The 17,941-nt window shown below is 39.9% G+C and carries 20 protein-coding genes; 8 read left to right on the top strand and 12 right to left on the bottom strand.

What is annotated here, in order from left to right:
* Positions 1-86: 86 nt before the first annotated feature.
* The 8 genes from ACE1B6_RS22005 to ACE1B6_RS21970 form a co-directional block, all read right to left on the bottom strand.
* Entirely contained in the window at positions 87-425 is a 339-nt protein-coding gene (locus tag ACE1B6_RS22005; protein ID WP_413259416.1) for a cupin domain-containing protein, read from the bottom strand.
* A 99-nt stretch (positions 426-524) separates the two neighbouring features.
* Positions 525-734: an acetyltransferase gene (locus ACE1B6_RS22000; RefSeq protein WP_413259415.1), complete on the bottom strand. Its 210-nt coding sequence runs from the start codon at positions 732-734 to the stop codon at positions 525-527.
* Between the two features lie 35 nt (positions 735-769).
* On the bottom strand, positions 770-1,939 hold the full coding sequence (locus ACE1B6_RS21995; protein ID WP_413259414.1) for a zinc-dependent alcohol dehydrogenase: 1,170 nt from the start codon (positions 1,937-1,939) through the stop codon (positions 770-772).
* Positions 1,940-1,988: 49 nt separating this feature from the next.
* The gene (locus tag ACE1B6_RS21990; protein WP_413259413.1) at positions 1,989-2,351 is read right to left on the bottom strand and encodes a hypothetical protein; all 363 of its coding nucleotides are present in this window, start codon (positions 2,349-2,351) and stop codon (positions 1,989-1,991) included.
* A gap of 21 nt (positions 2,352-2,372) precedes the next feature.
* On the bottom strand, positions 2,373-3,029 hold the full coding sequence (locus ACE1B6_RS21985) for a phosphoribosyltransferase (RefSeq protein WP_413259412.1): 657 nt from the start codon (positions 3,027-3,029) through the stop codon (positions 2,373-2,375).
* A 17-nt stretch (positions 3,030-3,046) separates the two neighbouring features.
* Positions 3,047-3,925 (bottom strand): SDR family NAD(P)-dependent oxidoreductase, encoded by an 879-nt coding sequence (locus ACE1B6_RS21980; RefSeq protein ID WP_413259411.1) that lies wholly within the window; start codon positions 3,923-3,925, stop codon positions 3,047-3,049.
* A gap of 83 nt (positions 3,926-4,008) precedes the next feature.
* Positions 4,009-5,109, bottom strand: a complete 1,101-nt coding sequence (locus ACE1B6_RS21975; RefSeq protein ID WP_413259410.1) for a DJ-1/PfpI/YhbO family deglycase/protease — start codon at positions 5,107-5,109, stop codon at positions 4,009-4,011.
* Between the two features lie 35 nt (positions 5,110-5,144).
* Complete coding sequence (locus ACE1B6_RS21970; RefSeq protein ID WP_413259409.1) at positions 5,145-5,555, bottom strand: DUF2267 domain-containing protein; 411 nt, start codon at positions 5,553-5,555, stop codon at positions 5,145-5,147.
* Between the two features lie 182 nt (positions 5,556-5,737).
* On the opposite strand from ACE1B6_RS21970, the gene ACE1B6_RS21965 reads away from it, so the two are divergent.
* Both ACE1B6_RS21965 and ACE1B6_RS21960 read left to right on the top strand, forming a co-directional pair.
* Positions 5,738-6,148 (top strand): DUF6335 family protein, encoded by a 411-nt coding sequence (locus ACE1B6_RS21965; RefSeq protein ID WP_413259408.1) that lies wholly within the window; start codon positions 5,738-5,740, stop codon positions 6,146-6,148.
* A gap of 449 nt (positions 6,149-6,597) precedes the next feature.
* Positions 6,598-8,286, top strand: coding sequence for an alpha-amylase family glycosyl hydrolase (locus ACE1B6_RS21960; protein ID WP_413259407.1), 1,689 nt, complete (start codon positions 6,598-6,600; stop codon positions 8,284-8,286).
* A 206-nt stretch (positions 8,287-8,492) separates the two neighbouring features.
* On the opposite strand, the gene ACE1B6_RS21955 is transcribed toward ACE1B6_RS21960, so the two are convergent.
* Positions 8,493-9,281, bottom strand: coding sequence for an SAM hydrolase/SAM-dependent halogenase family protein (locus ACE1B6_RS21955; protein ID WP_413259406.1), 789 nt, complete (start codon positions 9,279-9,281; stop codon positions 8,493-8,495).
* 133 nt (positions 9,282-9,414) lie between these two features.
* Here ACE1B6_RS21955 and ACE1B6_RS21950 point away from each other — a divergent pair, with 133 nt between their 5' ends.
* Positions 9,415-9,870, top strand: coding sequence for a regulatory protein RecX (locus tag ACE1B6_RS21950; protein ID WP_413259405.1), 456 nt, complete (start codon positions 9,415-9,417; stop codon positions 9,868-9,870).
* A gap of 61 nt (positions 9,871-9,931) precedes the next feature.
* On the opposite strand, the gene ACE1B6_RS21945 is transcribed toward ACE1B6_RS21950, so the two are convergent.
* Together ACE1B6_RS21945 and ACE1B6_RS21940 are read right to left on the bottom strand one after the other, a co-directional pair.
* Positions 9,932-10,477, bottom strand: a complete 546-nt coding sequence (locus ACE1B6_RS21945; protein ID WP_413259404.1) for a Dps family protein — start codon at positions 10,475-10,477, stop codon at positions 9,932-9,934.
* Positions 10,478-10,706: 229 nt separating this feature from the next.
* Positions 10,707-12,269: a metallophosphoesterase family protein gene (locus ACE1B6_RS21940; RefSeq protein ID WP_413259403.1), complete on the bottom strand. Its 1,563-nt coding sequence runs from the start codon at positions 12,267-12,269 to the stop codon at positions 10,707-10,709.
* A gap of 512 nt (positions 12,270-12,781) precedes the next feature.
* Between ACE1B6_RS21940 and ACE1B6_RS21935 the strand changes: the two genes are divergently transcribed.
* The 5 genes from ACE1B6_RS21935 (at position 12,782) to ACE1B6_RS21915 (ending at position 17,274) form a co-directional block, all read left to right on the top strand.
* A complete protein-coding gene (locus tag ACE1B6_RS21935) occupies positions 12,782-13,858 on the top strand; it encodes a glycosyltransferase family 9 protein (protein WP_413259402.1) in 1,077 nt (358 codons plus the stop codon).
* Positions 13,859-13,884: 26 nt separating this feature from the next.
* Positions 13,885-14,982, top strand: a complete 1,098-nt coding sequence (locus ACE1B6_RS21930; RefSeq protein ID WP_413259401.1) for a glycosyltransferase family 9 protein — start codon at positions 13,885-13,887, stop codon at positions 14,980-14,982.
* Positions 14,983-15,018: 36 nt separating this feature from the next.
* On the top strand, positions 15,019-16,251 hold the full coding sequence (locus tag ACE1B6_RS21925) for a PucR family transcriptional regulator (protein ID WP_413259400.1): 1,233 nt from the start codon (positions 15,019-15,021) through the stop codon (positions 16,249-16,251).
* A 244-nt stretch (positions 16,252-16,495) separates the two neighbouring features.
* Positions 16,496-16,852 (top strand): HEPN domain-containing protein, encoded by a 357-nt coding sequence (locus ACE1B6_RS21920; RefSeq protein ID WP_413259399.1) that lies wholly within the window; start codon positions 16,496-16,498, stop codon positions 16,850-16,852.
* Between the two features lie 32 nt (positions 16,853-16,884).
* Positions 16,885-17,274, top strand: a complete 390-nt coding sequence (locus ACE1B6_RS21915; RefSeq protein WP_413259398.1) for a hypothetical protein — start codon at positions 16,885-16,887, stop codon at positions 17,272-17,274.
* A gap of 102 nt (positions 17,275-17,376) precedes the next feature.
* Here the strand turns inward: ACE1B6_RS21915 and ACE1B6_RS21910 are convergent, their stop codons facing one another.
* The gene (locus ACE1B6_RS21910; RefSeq protein ID WP_413259397.1) at positions 17,377-17,928 is read right to left on the bottom strand and encodes a hypothetical protein; all 552 of its coding nucleotides are present in this window, start codon (positions 17,926-17,928) and stop codon (positions 17,377-17,379) included.
* Positions 17,929-17,941: the final 13 nt, after the last annotated feature.

The following is a 17,941-nucleotide window of genomic DNA, read 5'->3' as shown; positions in this document are numbered from 1 at the left end:
TTTACACCGAGCACTTGAAAACCCAATTAAGCAGTATTGGGCTAGGGGGGATCGGACATCTGTAGCAAACATTTAGGTATTCCCTATTACTCATCGCGTCCGTGAATATGTGCGGGAGGAGAAGTTGCTTCTACTGCGGTGAATGATTCTAGAATTTTGTAACTATGAGATGCGTCTTTAGGAACTACCCAAGAATTACCAGGTTCTAGTAAAATTGTCTGTCCTTCAAGATGCAATTCGGCACGACCTTTAATCACATAACCTACAGTTTCGTAATCTCTTTTTGCTTCTGGTTTAGCATCGCTTGGTTGTTCATTTTCCCAAAGACGCATGGAAAGACTTTTTCCAGTAGCCAGATATTTTTGCCCCATTTCGCCTTTAGGAGAATGAGTAGAATCTACTTTTTTTACACTTGTGTCGGGCATGGTTTTTCCTTTGGTAATCGATCAAATTGTTGGTTATTTAAAAGCTCAGTGGGATGGTGCGTTACGTTTCACTAACGCACCCTACGACTACGACTACAACTAAGCTTTTGTGTAGTTGCTATCTAACCAGCAACGGGGGAGACTTTCACCGGATGGGAAAATTAATTCTTGTTTGCTATAAGTAGCGGGATTTTGTTCTTCTTGTCCGGCTTGATCTTTTCCTATGATTTCTTGTTGATTAGGATTGATCAAAGATTCTGTATCCTGAATTTTAATCAGCGTACCATCTTGTTTACTTTTGAGTAACATATAACCTCCTGTTTTGTTGTTTGGTAAATGAGTATTTACGGTTTTAAAACAACTTTGATGCAGTTGTCTTTTTTGTGTTTGAAGATTTCGTAGCCTTTGGGTGTATCTTCTAAATTCATCTTGTGGGTAATTACAAAAGATGGGTCAATTTTGCCGTTTTGGATATGTTCCAATAAGGGTTTTAAGTAGCGATGAACGTGAGTTTGTCCCATCTTAAAAGATAAGCCTTTGTTGAAGGCTGCACCCATTGGAATTTTGTCTAAAAAGCCGCCATAAACGCCTGCTAAAGATACTCTTCCACCTTTACGACAAGCAACCATTACTTGCCTTAATGCGGTCGGTCTATCTGTTTCTAAACGTACTGCTTGTTTGGCTTTGTCGTAGAAGGCATCTAGTCCGGTTCCGTGTGCTTCCATTCCTACGGCATCGAGGCAAGCATCAGGGCCTCTTCCGCCTGTCATTTCTTTTAATGCTTCGCCTGGATCGACTTCTTCGTAATTAATTATTTCGGCGTTACTTTGTTCTTTTGCCATTTGTAAACGTTCGGGGATTCTGTCGATCGCAATCACCCTTTGGGCCCCCAACAAATAAGCACTTTTAATGGCAAATTGTCCCACTGGGCCACAACCCCAAACTGCTACAGTATCGCCTGGTTCAATTTGGCAATTTTCGGCTGCCATGTAACCAGTTGGAAAGATATCTGTGAGGAATAAAACTTGGTCGTCTGTGAGTCCATCAGGTATTTTAAATAATCCCACATCGGCAAAGGGAACACGGGCATATTCTGCTTGTCCGCCTGCATATCCGCCGAATAAATGGGAGTAACCAAATAATCCTGATGGTGAATGACCCATCATTTTTTCTGCCATCCAAGCATTTGGGTTAGAATTGTCGCAAAGCGACCATAAATCGCGGTTACAAAAGAAGCAGTTGCCGCAAGAAATGGTGAAGGGAACTACTACGCGATCGCCAATTTTGACATTCTTAACTTCGCTGCCTAATTCAACTACTTCTCCCATGAATTCATGTCCCAAAATGTCGCCTTTTTCCATTGTGGGAATGAAGCCATCATAAAGGTGCAAATCTGAACCACAAATTGCTGTTGAAGTAATCTTAATTATCGCATCGCGAGGGTTAATAATTTTGGGATCGGGTACGGTTTCCACCCGGACATCATTAGCACCATGCCAGCAAACTGCTTTCATTAATCTGAATCTCCTGAAATTAAAGGACTAACTATTTTTATTTAATTAACTATCTTCTAATTTGGGTGTTTTCCTTCTCAAAGTATCCTTCTTGATTTCCCGTAATTGGTTTTGCAGTGTTATTAACTGAATCTTCCACCTGATTTAAAAACTTTTTCGTACTCGGAGGTAGTGGTTCATTCAAATTCAGCTTTTCTACTACATTTTCTGTAGCATTTTTCACGGTTCCTTTAACGTTATTAACTGTACCCTTACCTGCATATTCTGGGGCTACTTGATAATAGTCACCCTCTGGAGTAATAGCGGCAGATTGTGCTAACAGGGAGTTACCAGAATTAAAAAATTGACCAAAAAATAGTGTAACTGTAGCAAGGGAAATAACTATGAATTTCCGCAAATTTAACTTCTTCATTGCTGAATTTCTCCGAGATACTCAAGTTGTTGAAAGTTGATAATTCGCCTGTTCTAATAATGAACAAACTTCTTGGTCTGTGGTTTGGGAGAAGTTATCATACCAATGTCCGATCGCCCAAAGTCTTTCAGGTAAAATTACACTTACTACTTCGTCTACTTCTGCGCCAAACTGAGAAAAACTTTGAGTAGCAGCAACAGGAACCGCCACCACAATACACTTAGGTTCGTAAGGTTTTAGTGCCATTACAGCAGCACGCATTGTGGCACCAGTAGCTAAACCATCGTCTACTAAAATGATGGCTCGATCGCGAAAATTAGGTGCTGGTCGATTTTTTCGGTAACTATCTTCCCGACGTTTTAATTCTTTTGTTTCATGTTGCTTGATTAAATCGATCGCCGTATCAGAAACATCAAACGACCTGACAATTTCTCGATCTAAGAAGCAGACACCACCAGTAGCGATCGCACCCATCGCTAATTCTGTATGGCTAGGAACTCCTAATTTTCGCACTATAAATACGTCCAGTGGCACATTTAAAGTTTTGGCTACTTCAAAAGCAACGGGAACCCCTCCACGAGGTAATGCTAATACTAAAACATCTGGAAGATTAGCGTATTTTGTCAGTTTTTCAGCTAATAATTTACCTGCTTGTCTGCGATCGCGAAATGGTGTCATACTTCCCCCTCGCTTGCTTATTTCTTGATAGCGTGAGTTTCTTTGTTTTTTAATCCTTCTAACGAATGATCTAAGCGCAACTCACCTTGAGGTTCTTCTCGTAAATAGTTGGGTGTATCGCTACCAACTCCGCCTTTAGCAACAGTTACGCCGCCATCAACTAACCACAATGCACCCGTTACATAACTGGCTTCATCAGATGCCAAAAAAGCATAAACATTGGCAATTTCTTCCGGTGTTCCCCGTCGCGCCATTGGCGTTCCTTTAATTAAAGTTTCCTCCATTTTGGCATCCATTGGCCCAGTTTCTTTATGCGTCCAAGCTGTATCAATTGCACCCGGACAAACACAATTTGCCCGCACTCCATTTTTAGCTTGTTCAACAGCAACTCCTTTCATAAAAGAGTGCATCCAGCCTTTTGTTCCGCCATAAACCGCATTTTGCGCTAATCCATTAAACCCAGCTTCTGAACCTGCGGAAACAATATTTCCCTTGGTTCTTTGTAAGTGCGGTAAAGCATATTTTGTCATTAGAAATGCGGAACGAAGATTCATTCTGATAGTGCGATCGAAATCTTCCACCGGATAACTTTGCATTTCCGAAGTTGTTAGGAAAACGCCAGCATTGTTAATTAAAATGTGGAGATTTCCAAACTCAGTAATTGCGGCATGAACGCAAGCTTGAGCATGATTTTCTTCAGAAATATCACCCACATAAGCCACAGCTTGACCGCCATATTTCTTAATTGCAGCTACTACTTCTGCTACCGGATCGCTGGAGAGACCATTCACTACAACTTTAGCACCTTCTTTGGCAAATTTGTGAGCTATTGCTTCGCCAATTCCTGTTGCAGCGCCAGTAACGATCGCAACTTTTCCTTCTAACCGTCTTTCCACTTTTTCACCTCCTAATTTTTCCAAAATATAGGGAACTAAAGACTAAATTTCCCAGTCCCTAGTCCCCAATCCCCAGTCCCCAATTAAACACCTACAGCAGGACTTGTAGAAGGTTTAGCTGCTGGTGCAATTTCTCCAGCAAAACGCGCTTTATAAATGTCTGCTAAACGCCGTTCATATTTGGCTAAATCTTCTTCAATTTCGACAAACAATGCTGTAGAAACTGGATCGGTAAGTTGACTACTTAGTTGATACGTATCTACAACTGCTGTTTGCATATCGCCTAAAGCAGTACGCAGCATGAACATTTCATCAGTACCTTGTAAAGCAGTTTTTAGCTTGGCGTAAGTATCAGCTGCCTGTGCTGGTAAAGAAGGTTTTTCGCCTAGTGCATTCAGGCGTGCTTCTAACATTTGAATGTGGCTTTCTTTGTTGGCGACTATTTCTTGTAAGATCGATCGCAATGCCACATCAGAGCATTTTTCTGCATATTTCTTAAACTCTTCATGTGAATAACGTTCGCCTGCCAAAGAGGTATTCAAAGCTTTAGTAATGTCGCCTTTTGTCGAACCACCCCAAGCATCAGCCAGTTTCCACCATTCGGCTGTAATATCATTTTCTTGAGGCAAATCTACTTCTTTACCACCATAACCTAAACGGCTTAAAATTGCCGTGGTGAAAATTGCTAAATCTCCCGGTCTTCTAGAAGTAATTAAATTGCCTTCAATCACCAAAGGTTCATCAATATAATTAGCTCCAGCGTTAATCATATCCTTGCGGATTGAACGATAGCCAGTTGCATTTTTACCTTTAAGTAAATCGCCTTCAATTAATACTTGAGGGCCGTGACAAACAGCAGCAATTAATTTACCTTGCTGCATTGCTTGTTGAACAAATCTCACCGTATTGGGATTATTTCGCATGGTGTCAGGAGCCATTCCCCCAGGAATAACTACTGCATCAAATTCTTCGGGACGAGATTCGGTAGTAGTTGCATCGGGCTTTTGAGAAACTTTGCCGTTCTTTCCTACATAAGTGCTGTTCATCCGAGAACCGAGAACAACTACATCAAATTCCGCCATTTTTAGGGCTTTATAAGGCACTTGAAATTCGGAATCCTCGACTCCGGTTTCAATTAAAATTGCTACTCGTTTGTTATTACTGTGACCGTTATGATGTGCCATTTTATTTCCTCTACTTTGGTAAAAATTAGTTCAATTTAACTTCCAGAAATTACTTCCGAACTGGGGCTAACTGAAGGTAATAAGTCTAAGTAATCGTCGGAAAGATTAGCACGAATATCTTCAAATTCCCCAGGTGTAACGGCAGTATTTAAAACTGAGAAAACAGCACGAGCATGAGTAGCAGCTGTGACTGGATCTACACTTTCTTTATCAGCAACCTTTTGATAAAATTCTTGTAGGGAAAAGAATTGACCGTTTTCTCCTTCTCTACCGTGCAAATATTCTCCTATTCCTGCTGGTAGTTGAGAACCTAAATCTTTAGCTTCATCCCCAACAATACGTTCTTTTAGGGTTTCTAATGTGGCACGAACTGCACGCTCGGCTTCTTCACGAGAGCCAAGCTGGGCAATACTTTGAACGTGCTTAAAAAATTCATCACGTTGCATGGTATCCTCAGATATTCTTTATCTCAACAAAAGTTGCGATCGCTCATCGGATCTCTTACTAGGTTACGTATTTTCGCTCTGAGTTCTCGTCATTCAAAAGAGATAGATCAGTTTCGCTCTAAAGTCAGACATAAATTTTGCGGCAAGAAACTAACCTAGAAAAATATGAAGGAGCGTATATTATGGCTGACAAAACAGATAAAAACCTAAACAATAATGAAGAGGTAATTTCCAATCTACCGCCAGAAATTACCGAGTCTTACGGAACTGGAATTGAGACAGAACCCGGATACAATATTGGTACGCGCCGACTGCGAGATGAGGAAAAGCAATACAACGCAACTAGTCCAGAATTAAGTGGTGGTGATGTGGATGCTGCTTGGGAACAAGCTGACTCTGTAGGCGAAGAAGCTGTGGGTGGAACTGTCGCGACTCCCGATCAAGATATTGTTGATGAGTTGGGTGCTGCTGTCGGTTTGGAAATGAACGATCGCGCTTTCCTCCGCACTACTGAAATTTTAGATCAAAGGGACGATCGCCGCTGGGAATTAGATCCTTTTTCTTCAGAAGATTATCAAGAACGCCGAGAATAAACACAGCAAATTCGTAGGGTGCGTTAACGCAGTGTAACGCACCAAATTCTATCTATTTAAAACAAACTCAATTGTGTAGTTGTTCCATCAATCTCATTCCAAGGTAAAAGAGGAACAGCTACACTATTTTTTGCTAACAGTTCATGGTTACATTTGAAAAGATCTAGGATTTTTTACCACAGATGTCCACAGATGAACACAGATGAACACAGATATTTATATGGATATCTTTGATTTTTGCTAGAGATTTATGGAATTAAGGGCTTTGCTACTTGTATTTTTGATTACACAGTATTTCAAATTTCTCTCACTCCTTTGGTAGAAGTGATTTTTTTGATTTTGGTGGTAGTCTAATAATTACTAATTTACATAACAACAATTCACTGGGTTTATTTGGTGCGATCGCTACCTAAATTATAACTAAAAGTTTTCACATCGACAAGAAAATTATGGTAAGTTCAATTGAATTTAGTTTGTTTGCTCCTTACAATAAAGATGCGACTTTAATGGGGTCTTTTAATAACTGGCAAGAAACCTCAATGACTAAAGGTGAGGATGGTTATTTTCGGACTTTTGTAGAATTAGAAGATGGTATTTATCAGTATAAATTTCGGGTTCAAAGTAATAATTCATCTTTATCAGAAGAATGGGTAGAAATAGTCGATCCTTACGCCACAGAAATAGATCCTCAGACTTGTGGTGCTGTGGCGCGAGTCAAGGAAGGAAAGAGAATTCTTGATACTTATGTTTGGCAACATGACGATAAACCACTTCCTGACAATCATGAATTAATAATTTATGAATTGCACGTTGCTGATTTTTCTGGTAGTGATGCAGACTCGGAAAAAAGAGAAGTATTAAAACGGGTAATCGATAAGTTAGATTACCTCAAAGACTTAGGAATTAATGCTATAGAATTAATGCCATTAAATGAACACCCAGCTAATTATAATTGGGGTTATTTAGTCAGTGATTTCTTTGCTTTAGAGTGCAGTTATGGCTTCCCGGAAGATTTGAAAAGGTTAGTTGATGAGTCTCATGCTAGAGGAATTCGCGTTATCCTTGATGGGATTTACAATCATTCAGCGGAAGAATGTCCTTTGCTCAAGATCGATCGCAATTACTGGTACTATTCCACCAAGAAAGAACACAAAAAAGAAACTGATTATTGGGGGCCAGAATTTAATTATGAATTCTACGATGAAAAACTAGATATTCGTCCAACTTGGAAATTTATTGGCGATGTAGTGCGGTTTTGGATTCAAGAATATCACATTGATGGTATTCGCTTTGATGCTGTTTCCCAACTTGCTAGTCTTGATATTAAAAAACCGAATTTTGATTTTATTAACTGGATTACTCAGGAAGCTAAAAAAGCAGCGGGAAATAAACCTTTTTATAATATTGGTGAGTGCATTCCTGAAAAACCAACTATCGTTACTCCTAATGGGCCAATGGACGGAGCTTGGCATGAAAGTTTTCGGATGTTTATCACAGAAAATATATGCAATGATGTCTTTGATTCAGACAAATTGCAAGAGGTTCTAGACCCAAAAAAGCAGAATTATGCAACTACTAATAAGTTGGTAAATTATTTAGCAAATCACGATCGAGAGCGGCTTTTAGGCAAACTTGTTAATGTGGGTATTTTGGATGCAAATGCTTTTAAAAGGGCGAAATTAGCAGCAGTTTTATTAATGACCGCAGTGGGAGTACCAATGATTTGGATGGGTGAGGAATTTGGCGAGTCCCAACGCAAAACTAAATCCACAGATCAACCAAGTCCTATTAGATGGAATTTGTTAGAAAACCAGCTAAATCATGATTTATTTGAGTATTACAAAAAGTTGATTACCTTGCGAACACAAAATCCAGCACTTTACAGTGAAAATATAAGTTTATTCCATACAGATCCAGAAAATAAAGTGTTAGCTTATAGCCGTTGGAATGAAGAAGGAGCGCGAGTAGTGGTAGTCGCTAATTTTTCCGATCGAGATTTAGCTCAATACAAAGTTAATCAATTTCCTGAGCATAGCAATTGGTATGATTGGTTAGAAGGTAATCATGTAGAAGCAAAGGACAATCAGCTAATAGTTGATTTAGGCGAACATGAAGCTAAAGTTTTTGTTTCTAAGTAGTGAATCAGACTTCAGTTGCTCAAATTTCTGCGATCGCCTTTCAAGTATTTCACGCCCAATGTTTTAGTGGGATGGTGCGTTACACTGGTGTTAACGCACCCTACGCATAGATGTTGCCTTTGAATAGGAATTTAGGCGATTTGGGAAGATAGATCAATGACTGATTTGAGAACCGATGGAAGATTTAAAATGATGAAATCAACAATTTAAGAAAGGCGCGTTACTATCTGATTTAAACGGGGTCTACCAAAACGTTCCCAAGCACTACCACCGCGCAAAAATAGTTCCATCCAGCGAATAGTTTCTCCGGTTGATATTTCCCATCCTGAACTTCCGGGGGCAAATGCTAAAGTCCCTTCTGGGACGCGAAAACTGCCATCGGAATATATGGCATCGCTGACGACATCGCCAACTCGAATTACTACTTTTTCTTCGGGTTTTAAGTTAATTGTGTGGGCAGGAATGGTGGTTTTAATGTTACCATATCCATCAATCCAAGCTACTCTATCTGTTGGTGCGTCGGGGATTTGTTCGGGATGTAATCGTTCTCCTAACAGGCTAAGATCTCCTTTAGCGATCGCACCAGCCGCAACCGGAAAAACGTCACGCGATCGAAACTGCGAACCCCCTCGCGAAACTTCTATTGTATGCAAAACTTGGGCATAATTTTTAATAAAAGAAAGCGTATATCCGGCAAAAACTCCGACAACTTTGACATCATTGGGTAACAAAGCATAAGTTAACCCTTCTCCCTCGTTGTTTTGCCTTGCTTCTGGGTTATCTTGTCGCGGCGCACAGTTATGATAAATTAAGCGATTTTTTGGCCCTTTATTTAAACCTAGTTGCCCTACCCAAAAACCCGTTGCTAAAGTACTAAAAGGCGGTACGGAAAGACAGTTAATCTGCGCTTCCGGTATTTCTGCTAACAAACGTTGCGTTACTTCTGCAAAAGCTGGATCGCCATTACCGTAATCTGCAATTAAATGGAGTAACATAATTTTTACCACTGAAATTATTACTGTAAACATTTCTAGTATATTTTAGTTATTCATTAAATATGTAAAATGCTAGAATATTAACAAGGAAATAATCTTTTCCTAACCATTCTTTAATTAATGAAGGTTATATATGACTTGTCTTAATTACTTTTATCAACTCTTAGCTCGTCGCGAATATAGCGTCCGGGAATTAGAGAAGAAAGGACAGGAAAAAGGATTTGAAGCAAGCGAAATTACTGACGCTATTAATCATTTGCAAAATTTAGGTTATCAGTCGGATACCCGTTTAGTAGAAAGCTTGATTGCTTCATCTCAAGGGAAGTATGGCAAGTCTATGGTCAAACGGAAGTGTTTTGAAAAAGGCATTTCCAGTGATGTATTTGAGGAAGTTTGGTTAGCACAAGAAGAGCATGAAGAAACAGATGATTTGGCTGACCTGAAAGCTAAGGTAATGCGGAAATATCATCTTACAGATTTTGGCAATATCGATCCAAAAACTAAAAGTAAATTGGTTAATTATCTTCAGTATCGGGGGTTTAATGCTTGGCAAATTTTAGCGCAATGGCAAAAAGAAGAAGATGAATAATAGCGAGAGATACCCGACTTCTTCAAGAAGTCGGGTATCAGGGGTTTAGTGTGAGTAAAAATTATCTGCTATTGGCTTGTACAGGTACTTTTAAATCAGATGATAGTTGACCATCTGGGGAAATTTGTTCGCCTTCAATGAAGGAACGCAGCATCCAAGCCATTTCTTCATGTCCTTCCATCAATCCTGTTAGGAAATCGGCTGTTCCTTGATCGTGGAATTTTTCGCCAGTTTGGTCTACATGATCGCGCAAATTGCGGATAACTTGTTCATGATCTGCTACCAAATTTTCTACCATGCCATAAGCGTTGGGTAGATTTCCAGCATCTTCTTTAAGGGAAGCGTTTTCCAGAAAACCTTTTGCTGTTCCCAGGGGATAACCACCCAAAGCGCGAATTCTTTCGGCGATCGCATCAATGTTAGTTGCTAATGCTGTGTATTGTTCTTCCCACATTGTATGTAGAGAACGGAATTGTGGGCCAACTACATCCCAATGATATTTTTTGGTTTTAATGATCAGTAAATAAGCATCTGACAGGTCACGATTTAGTAAATCGATAACACCTTGACGTTGTTCTTGTGACAATCCTATGTTTAATGGACGCATGATTTTTATGTTTCCCTAAGCTATATCCTAAATATTTATTGCAACAAATTTAGGTGAGGATACGCATCAACCTAATGGGAGAGAAAATATATTTTGCTCATCAGTATTTAGAGCGATTAGTTAAACTTATTGATGGAAAACTGTATGTTTAGGTAACTACATTTTTTCTGCCTTATAGTGGATGCGATGACCTTTAAGAACTGGGAAAATAGTTTAATTTCGAGAGTTTTCAAATCTCGAATGATTTGATTTGACTTTCGTACCATTGTTGTTGATATCTCTCGGCAACAAAGGGGCGAATTACAAATTTAGGAGGTGTTCCCGATCGCACATCAATCCGCAAAAAGGAATAAGGTCGGCGTTTATGGGAACCTTGACCGTTACGACCGATAAAAAGTAGCGATCGCGCCACAGTGCGAATCTCTTTTCCGATCTGTTCAGTTATTTCTAAACCCTCCTCTCTTTGGCGACGTAAACTATAACCACTACCACCACAAACAATCCAATTAATATGTGAATCCGCGTGTCCAGTTTGAGTAGTGCGGAGATATTCTAAACAGTGAGCATGACCAGTCAAAACTAAATCTACTACCGGACGATCGCCAGCTAAATTACCCACCGCTTTGGCTACTTCATCTAAGACTTCGCGCAAGCGATCGCGCACAGCTAAAGTTTGGGATTGATACCACTTTGTTGCTTCAGTTACATAAGGGGGATGATGCAAATAAATTATCCTACCGCGCACTGAATCTGTATGCCAAGATTCAATTAACCTTTGTTGTAACCAGTTTAATTGTTCCCAATCAACTGTAACATCTCCGGTAGCATTTAACTGTTTATCTACATCATTTTCAATTTCTTCTAATTGTTCTAGTTTAGTGCGTAAATCATCTAATCTTTCGGCTTCTTCGGGGCGATCGTCATTCAGAAAATTCATACTTTGCCAAATTTCTTGCTGTTGTCGCCTTGCCTCAGCACGCCGCTTTTCTAATATCCGGCGATTGGCTTCTCCTTCAGCATCTTTCGCCAAAGGTAAAGGCGAATTAAAAGTATTAGAATCCAAAGCAAAGAAATCAATATCTCCACAACGGAAAGTGTAATAGCGATTTGGTAAACGAGTGAATTTTTTAGGTTGATAACGTAAACAACGCCCGGTTTTAGTTATGGCATTGTAATAGCGATCGAGATGTTCCTCCAACTTTTGTCTATTATCAATTGAACAGAGATAATCTAAAAAAGCTTTGGCATAAGCTTCTCCTTGAAATGAACCATGCCAACCAGCATCAAAGTCAATTTGGGAACGAAAAAGACGACGCAAAGGTAAAGCTGTTTGTGCTAATAATCCATAAATAAATGGCAAATCATAATAATCGTGATTTCCCGGTACAGGCAGAAATGGCTGATTAAACAGCATTCGATCGTAATTAATATTTTTCGGGTTTTCCCCATTCACTAAAAATTCTCGATATGGTTCAATAAAATTTTTGTGATAGTACTCCCTAGAACCAACTAAATAAACGACATCCCCTGTATGAATCACAAATCGACAATTATCTCGATGCAGCAACATTTGTTCAGTAATTTTGCGTTGCGGGTGATGTCCGCGGTGGGCACCAGAACCACTATCCCCCACTACTAAAAAAGAGAATTCTGGCCGATCTTCTTGACCATCATCTATTACTAACCGAGTTTGATCGATTCCCCGTTTCACAATTACTGGTTCTTGCCATCTGACTCTTTGTTTCATTTTTTGGATTTTTTTCCCAACGGGAGGATCTGATACAAATTCCATAATTGTTAACTGGCTAAGTTTTATTTACTTTGCGATTATCACAGTTAGTAGCTTAAAACCTTTGCGCTCAATGGTACAGATCCTAGAGAAAGAGGCAGGGGGGCAGAGGGGCAGGGGGGCAGAGGGGCAGGGGGGCAGAGGGGCAGGGGGGCAGGGGGGCAGGGGGGCAGGAGGAGAGGAAAATTCAAAACTCTCTTCCTAACTCAAAACTCAAGACTTAAAACTCAAAACTCAAAACTCCCCAAACTTTCCCTAACTCAAAACTCAAAACTCAAAACTTTTCCCCACTTCCTCATTCCCTTTCTTGTGATTTTCAATACACGAAAACAGCAGGTTAGCTGTGAGTTGTTGCGAAAAGTTAACTCTTGGGGTAGAAGTAGAGGCAGTAATTAGGGGATATTTTACTTAACAGCAAAGAATTTCACTGGGTTACGCAAGGGTAATTAGGCTTTGTCGGTCAATAGCCTCTTGGGTTAACTTTGTCCTATTGATGTTTTTACCAGCTGTTAAGTGTGAATCAGATTCCTGAACGTTTCTTCCATTCTGCTAAAACCTTACAGTTTCGTCCTCAACGGATAGTGGTTTTACGTGCTTTGGTAGGATTGGGTGATTTTCTTTGCGCTGTTCCGACCTGGCGATCGCTACGTGCTGCCTTTCCAGAAGCACAAATTATTCTGATTGGATCGTCGCAGATTAAACCATTGTTCGATCGCTTTCGGCACTATCTAGATGAACTCTGGATATTTCCTGGTTTTCCGGGATTACCGGAGTTAACACCCCAATTAGAACAAATTCCTCTGTTTTTGCAATATGTTCAAAGTCAGAAGTTTGACTTGGCAATGCAAATGCACGGTAGCGGTACAGTCACTAATCCACTGATTAAACTGTTTGCTGCTCGTGTCTGTGCGGGCTTTTTCGCACCTGGGGAATATTGCCCGGATGAAAGATCCTTTTTGCCTTACCTCGCCCATGAATCAGAAGTGCGGCGTTATTTAAGGCTTTTAGAATTTATTGGGGTGCCTTCCCAAGGGGAGGAGTTAGAGTTTCCCTTGTTGGAGGAAGACAAACAAGCACTGCGAGAAATTCCCGAAGCGCAAGAATTACGGGAGGGCGAATTTGTTTGCATTCATCCGGGTGCAAGTACACCGCTTCGTTGTTGGTCGCCAGCTGGTTTTGCACAGGTGGCAGATGAGTTGGCGAGTTTAGGTTTACGAGTGGTACTCACAGGTTCGCAACACGAAATCGAGTTAACTGAAACAGTAGCCGCTAAGATGCAAGCTGATAGTTTGAATTTAGTAGGTCGCACTAATTTGGGTGCTTTGGCGACTTTGTTAACTCGTGCGCGGTTGGTGGTTTGCAATGATACTGGAGTTTCTCATTTAGCAGCGGCTTTAAAAGTTCCGAGTGTGGTGGTGTTTACGATCTCAGATCCCGATCGCTGGGCACCATTAAATGAAGTTCTGCATCGTGCCATTTACGACACTTCAGGAATTTCCCCAGAGATGGTAATTGCTCAAGCTTTTGATTTAGTTATGGGAGGAAAGGAAGAGGAGGAAATTTCGCTGAAAAATCTCCAATCCAAAATCTAATTCCTGTCTCGCCAAAGGAGATGCCAATGTTACCAATTGAGTGGCAAAATGTCCGCCGAATTCTGGTAATTCGCTTAGATAATATTGGTGATGTGGTAATGCTTAGTCCGGCTTTAAGGATTTTGCATTCTCATTTACCTTTTGCCTCAATTACTTTAATGGCATCTCCGGCTGGCAGTCAAGTTGCGCCTTTATTACCTGGGGTCGATCGAGTAATTGTCCAGCGAGTTGTGTGGCAAGATGCTAGTTGGGTAATGCCGTTAGATCCCGCTAGGGAAGAAAGTTTGATTGCCAAAATTCGGGCGGAAAATTTCGATGCGGCGCTAATTTTCACGAGTTTTTCTCAGTCACCTTATCCGCCAGCTTATATTTGTTATTTGGCTGGAATTCCGTTAAGAATTGGTCAATCAAAAGAGTTTGGAGGTAGCGTACTTTCTCAATGGGTGAAACCGTTAGCAGATGGTTGTCATCAGGTCGATCGCAATTTATTTTTGTTAGAATCTGCTGGTTTTCTGGTTAAAGATCGTCATTTGGAATTAGTTGTAACTGAGGAAATGCAGCGGGATGGCGATCGCTTACTATTAAATATAGATATTGCTCCAAATCAGCCTTTTATTGTTTTAGCTCCCGGTGCTAGTTGTGCGGCTCGTCGCTATGATATGGAGCGTTTTGCTACTGTCGCCTCGAAGTTAGCAGCGGAAAGTAAGTTAAAGGTTGTGGTGGTGGGGAGCGATCGAGAAACTGAATTATTCAAACCTATTTTAAATCAAAAAAATGTTGTTTCTTTAGTAGGGAAAACTTCAATTCCAGAACTAGCAGCAATTGTTAAACGTAGCAGTTTAGTTATAGCTAATAATTCGGGAACTATGCACATTGCTGAGGCTTTCTTAAAACCAATGGTAGTTTTATATTCGGGTACTGAATTAGAAAGTCAATGGCAACCAAGAAATGCGCCAACAAAGCTTTTACGCCGTTATACAGATTGTTCTCCTTGTTATGGATTTCAATGTCCTTATGAAATGGAATGTTTGGATATTTCGCCTGATGAAGTTGTTAGTGAGGCGGTGAAATTGTTGGCGGAATCACTAAAGATTTTGCCTAAGTCCGAAATATTGTTTTTTTAACCACAGATATCCACAGATAAACACAGATGAACACAGATGTTTTTTAAGGCAGTTAAGGGGGTGAATTGCTTGCGGAGAGTAACTAAACAATTTCAGAGGATTGCGAATATTTTAACTGAGAGAGTTGCGGAACTTTTGTGTGCTTCGGTGTTAGTGGTGGATGGGGGGGGAGAGGCGATCGCGCAAACTCCCAAAAACACACTTTATTCCCCATTTAAAACAGCAACTCCTTCAATTCGCATCCCAATTAAAATAGCTAATGATACAGGCGAAATAATCATTGCCAAAACCGAAGAAGGCGAAAACATTTCCCCACGTTTAGCCCAAATGCTAGTAGAAATGATCGTCAATCAAACCCTAGCAGTTACCCAATTACCTACTCAAAATGAGCTAAAAAATAAATTTATTCACGACTTACTGAGCGGAGTAATTTTTAACGAAACCGACATTTTACGTCAAAGTGAAATATTAGGAATGGACTTAACTCGTCCCCGTGCCGTAATTTTAATTGATGCTGCCGATTATATTTTGCCTTCAATTAGTAACCAGGAAATTAATGATAAATGGATTTCCCAAAAAGCCCAACACATTATTAGTAGTATCGTCAGTTTTTTCCATCTTCCCAATGATACCATTTGCGCTTATATTGGTAATGGCGAAGTAGCAGTTTTAAAAGCCAGCAGTACACAAGATTTAGTACTTTGGGCTAATTCCGAAGACGAATATAATCCCTCTTGGGCAAATCTAACAGCCTTAAAAAGAGCAGGTTCAGCTTTAATATCCCGATTAAAATTCGACACAAAAACACCGATTAGTATTGGAATTGGTCGCCATCATCCAAAGATTAAAGGATTAGCTAAATCTTATCAAGATGCCTGTGCAGCACTTTCCCTTGGACGGCGATTTCACGGTAAAAATCAAGTACATTGTTTAGATGAATTAGGAATAGCCGCATTTGTAGGAATTGCTGATGAAAATACCAAAATTGACTTAGCGCAACATTTGCTAAGTCCTTTAGAACAAGAAACAGATTTAATCAAAACCTTAGACGCTTTTTTCTTAGAAAATTGTTGTCCTTCCTCCACAGCAAAGCGACTTTCTATTCATCGCAATACCCTGAGTTATCGCTTAGAGAAAATTACTTCTTTAACCGGACTCGATCCGCGAAAATTTGATGAAGCGATGCAAATTCGTTTAGCTTTGTTGTTAGGATGTTTGGGAGATAATTCTGAGAAATTGTGCAAACGCACAATGCCAAAAGCATCTTGAGGAAGAACGGCAAAAACTTTTGGCATGAAAAGGGCAATCTTTAACTTGTTTTCGCAAGTTCGATCGGCTGGAGTAAAACCCTGTGATTTACAATGAATATCAGTTGGGAATTGGGAAAACAGGTAACATCAGAACTGGTGTATGAAGGGATATGAGCCGTTGATTCGCGCTTATATTGGTCAGGGATTGCGTAACGATTTAGAGCGAGTTGAAAACGAAACAGTGATGGAGGTAAGCAAATTTTTTGAATAGGCGAGACTTAAAGAATTTAGCACTCACTCGACTTAGAGAAGTAGAAGTGTTGCTCAAAAATCGTCAATACTCAGGGGCTTATTATCTGAGCGGTTATGTGATTGAATGCGCTTTAAAAGCTTGCATTGCCAAACAAACTCGGAAATTTGATTTTCCTGACAAGAAAATTACGCTGGATAGTTACACTCACGATTTAGAAAAGTTAGTTAAAGTTGCTAAACTAGATACACAAATAAAGTCTCTCCTCAACGATCCAGATTTTGCGTCTCGATGGTCAGTGGTTAAAGACTGGTCAGAAGAAAGCCGTTACCAAAAACATACCCGACAAGAAGCGATCGATATTTATTGAGCAATTACTGACCCAAATCACGGAGTTTTACAATGGCTACAGCAACATTGGTAAATCAAGAAATAGAAGAAGGTCAAAGATTAATAGACGCTCTCAAAGCCGCAGGTGTATCAGTTGATTCGGCGCTTTGGATCTATTCATCAGAAAGGGAAACATGGCGATTGATGCTTACCTCAACGCTGTATGATACCAAAGGGCCACTTAAAACTTATGAGGAGATCCTGTCAGTATTTCGTCAAGTTAAACCAGAATTAAAAATCGATTGGACAGCAATTGTAGCAGTAAGTCCAAAACATGAATTAATCCAGGGTTTACGTCAGTTACAACAGCATAGGAAATTAAATTTATCAGGAAAAAGGTTGACCAATAATCTGGTTAATCAAATGTGGATTGAAGATGCTTACATTTATCAACTCAAGTGAGAATGGTAAATCAAGAAATAGAAAAAGGTCAAATATTAATAGACGCTCTAAAAGCCTAATTCTAATCAATTCCTTAATTTAACTGCTTCTTAAAGGTTAGTATCACTTGATAGAAGTTTGCCACCAAGTAAGCAAAGGATGATTTCTCTGAGGTACATATCGCCCTTTGATTCGTATATTATTGAGTGCAAGGCGCAATTCTGTTGCATCAAGATTTACTTCTTCCGACCAATGCTTTATGACTTCCAAGGTTGACAAAATCTGTAAATGTGGAGCCTCTTTTTGAAAAAATGAGATTGCTTTTCTGTCATCAGTGGCGATCGCCCAACCTCGGTGAAAGGCGATCGCACAAGTAGCAGACTCCCCATCATCTCCCAATTCAAAAGCATAGTTCACAAAAGTTTCTTCCTCTGCTTCTGATGCAAAATCGACTATTGCAAGTAAACCTTGTGAAATAGCTGTTTCAAACTGAATTGCACCCTGATTTTCCTCATTTTCAAGACGCTGGAGTGTGAGCAATTCTTGGCTTTTTACAACTTCACTAATTACAACTTGAGCCGGAATAGCTTTCAAAATGTTGATGAAATTTCCCGAAGCGCAAAAGTTCAAAATGCAGCAAGCATCAAGAACTACATGGGAGTGATTAATATACATTAAAATTCTCCCA

The organism is Floridaenema fluviatile BLCC-F154, assembly GCF_041929135.1.
GTDB lineage: Bacteria > Cyanobacteriota > Cyanobacteriia > Cyanobacteriales > Aerosakkonemataceae > Floridanema > Floridanema fluviatile.
Note: the sequence above shows the minus strand (reverse complement) of the source record. Positions and strands in the feature narration are given on the sequence as shown.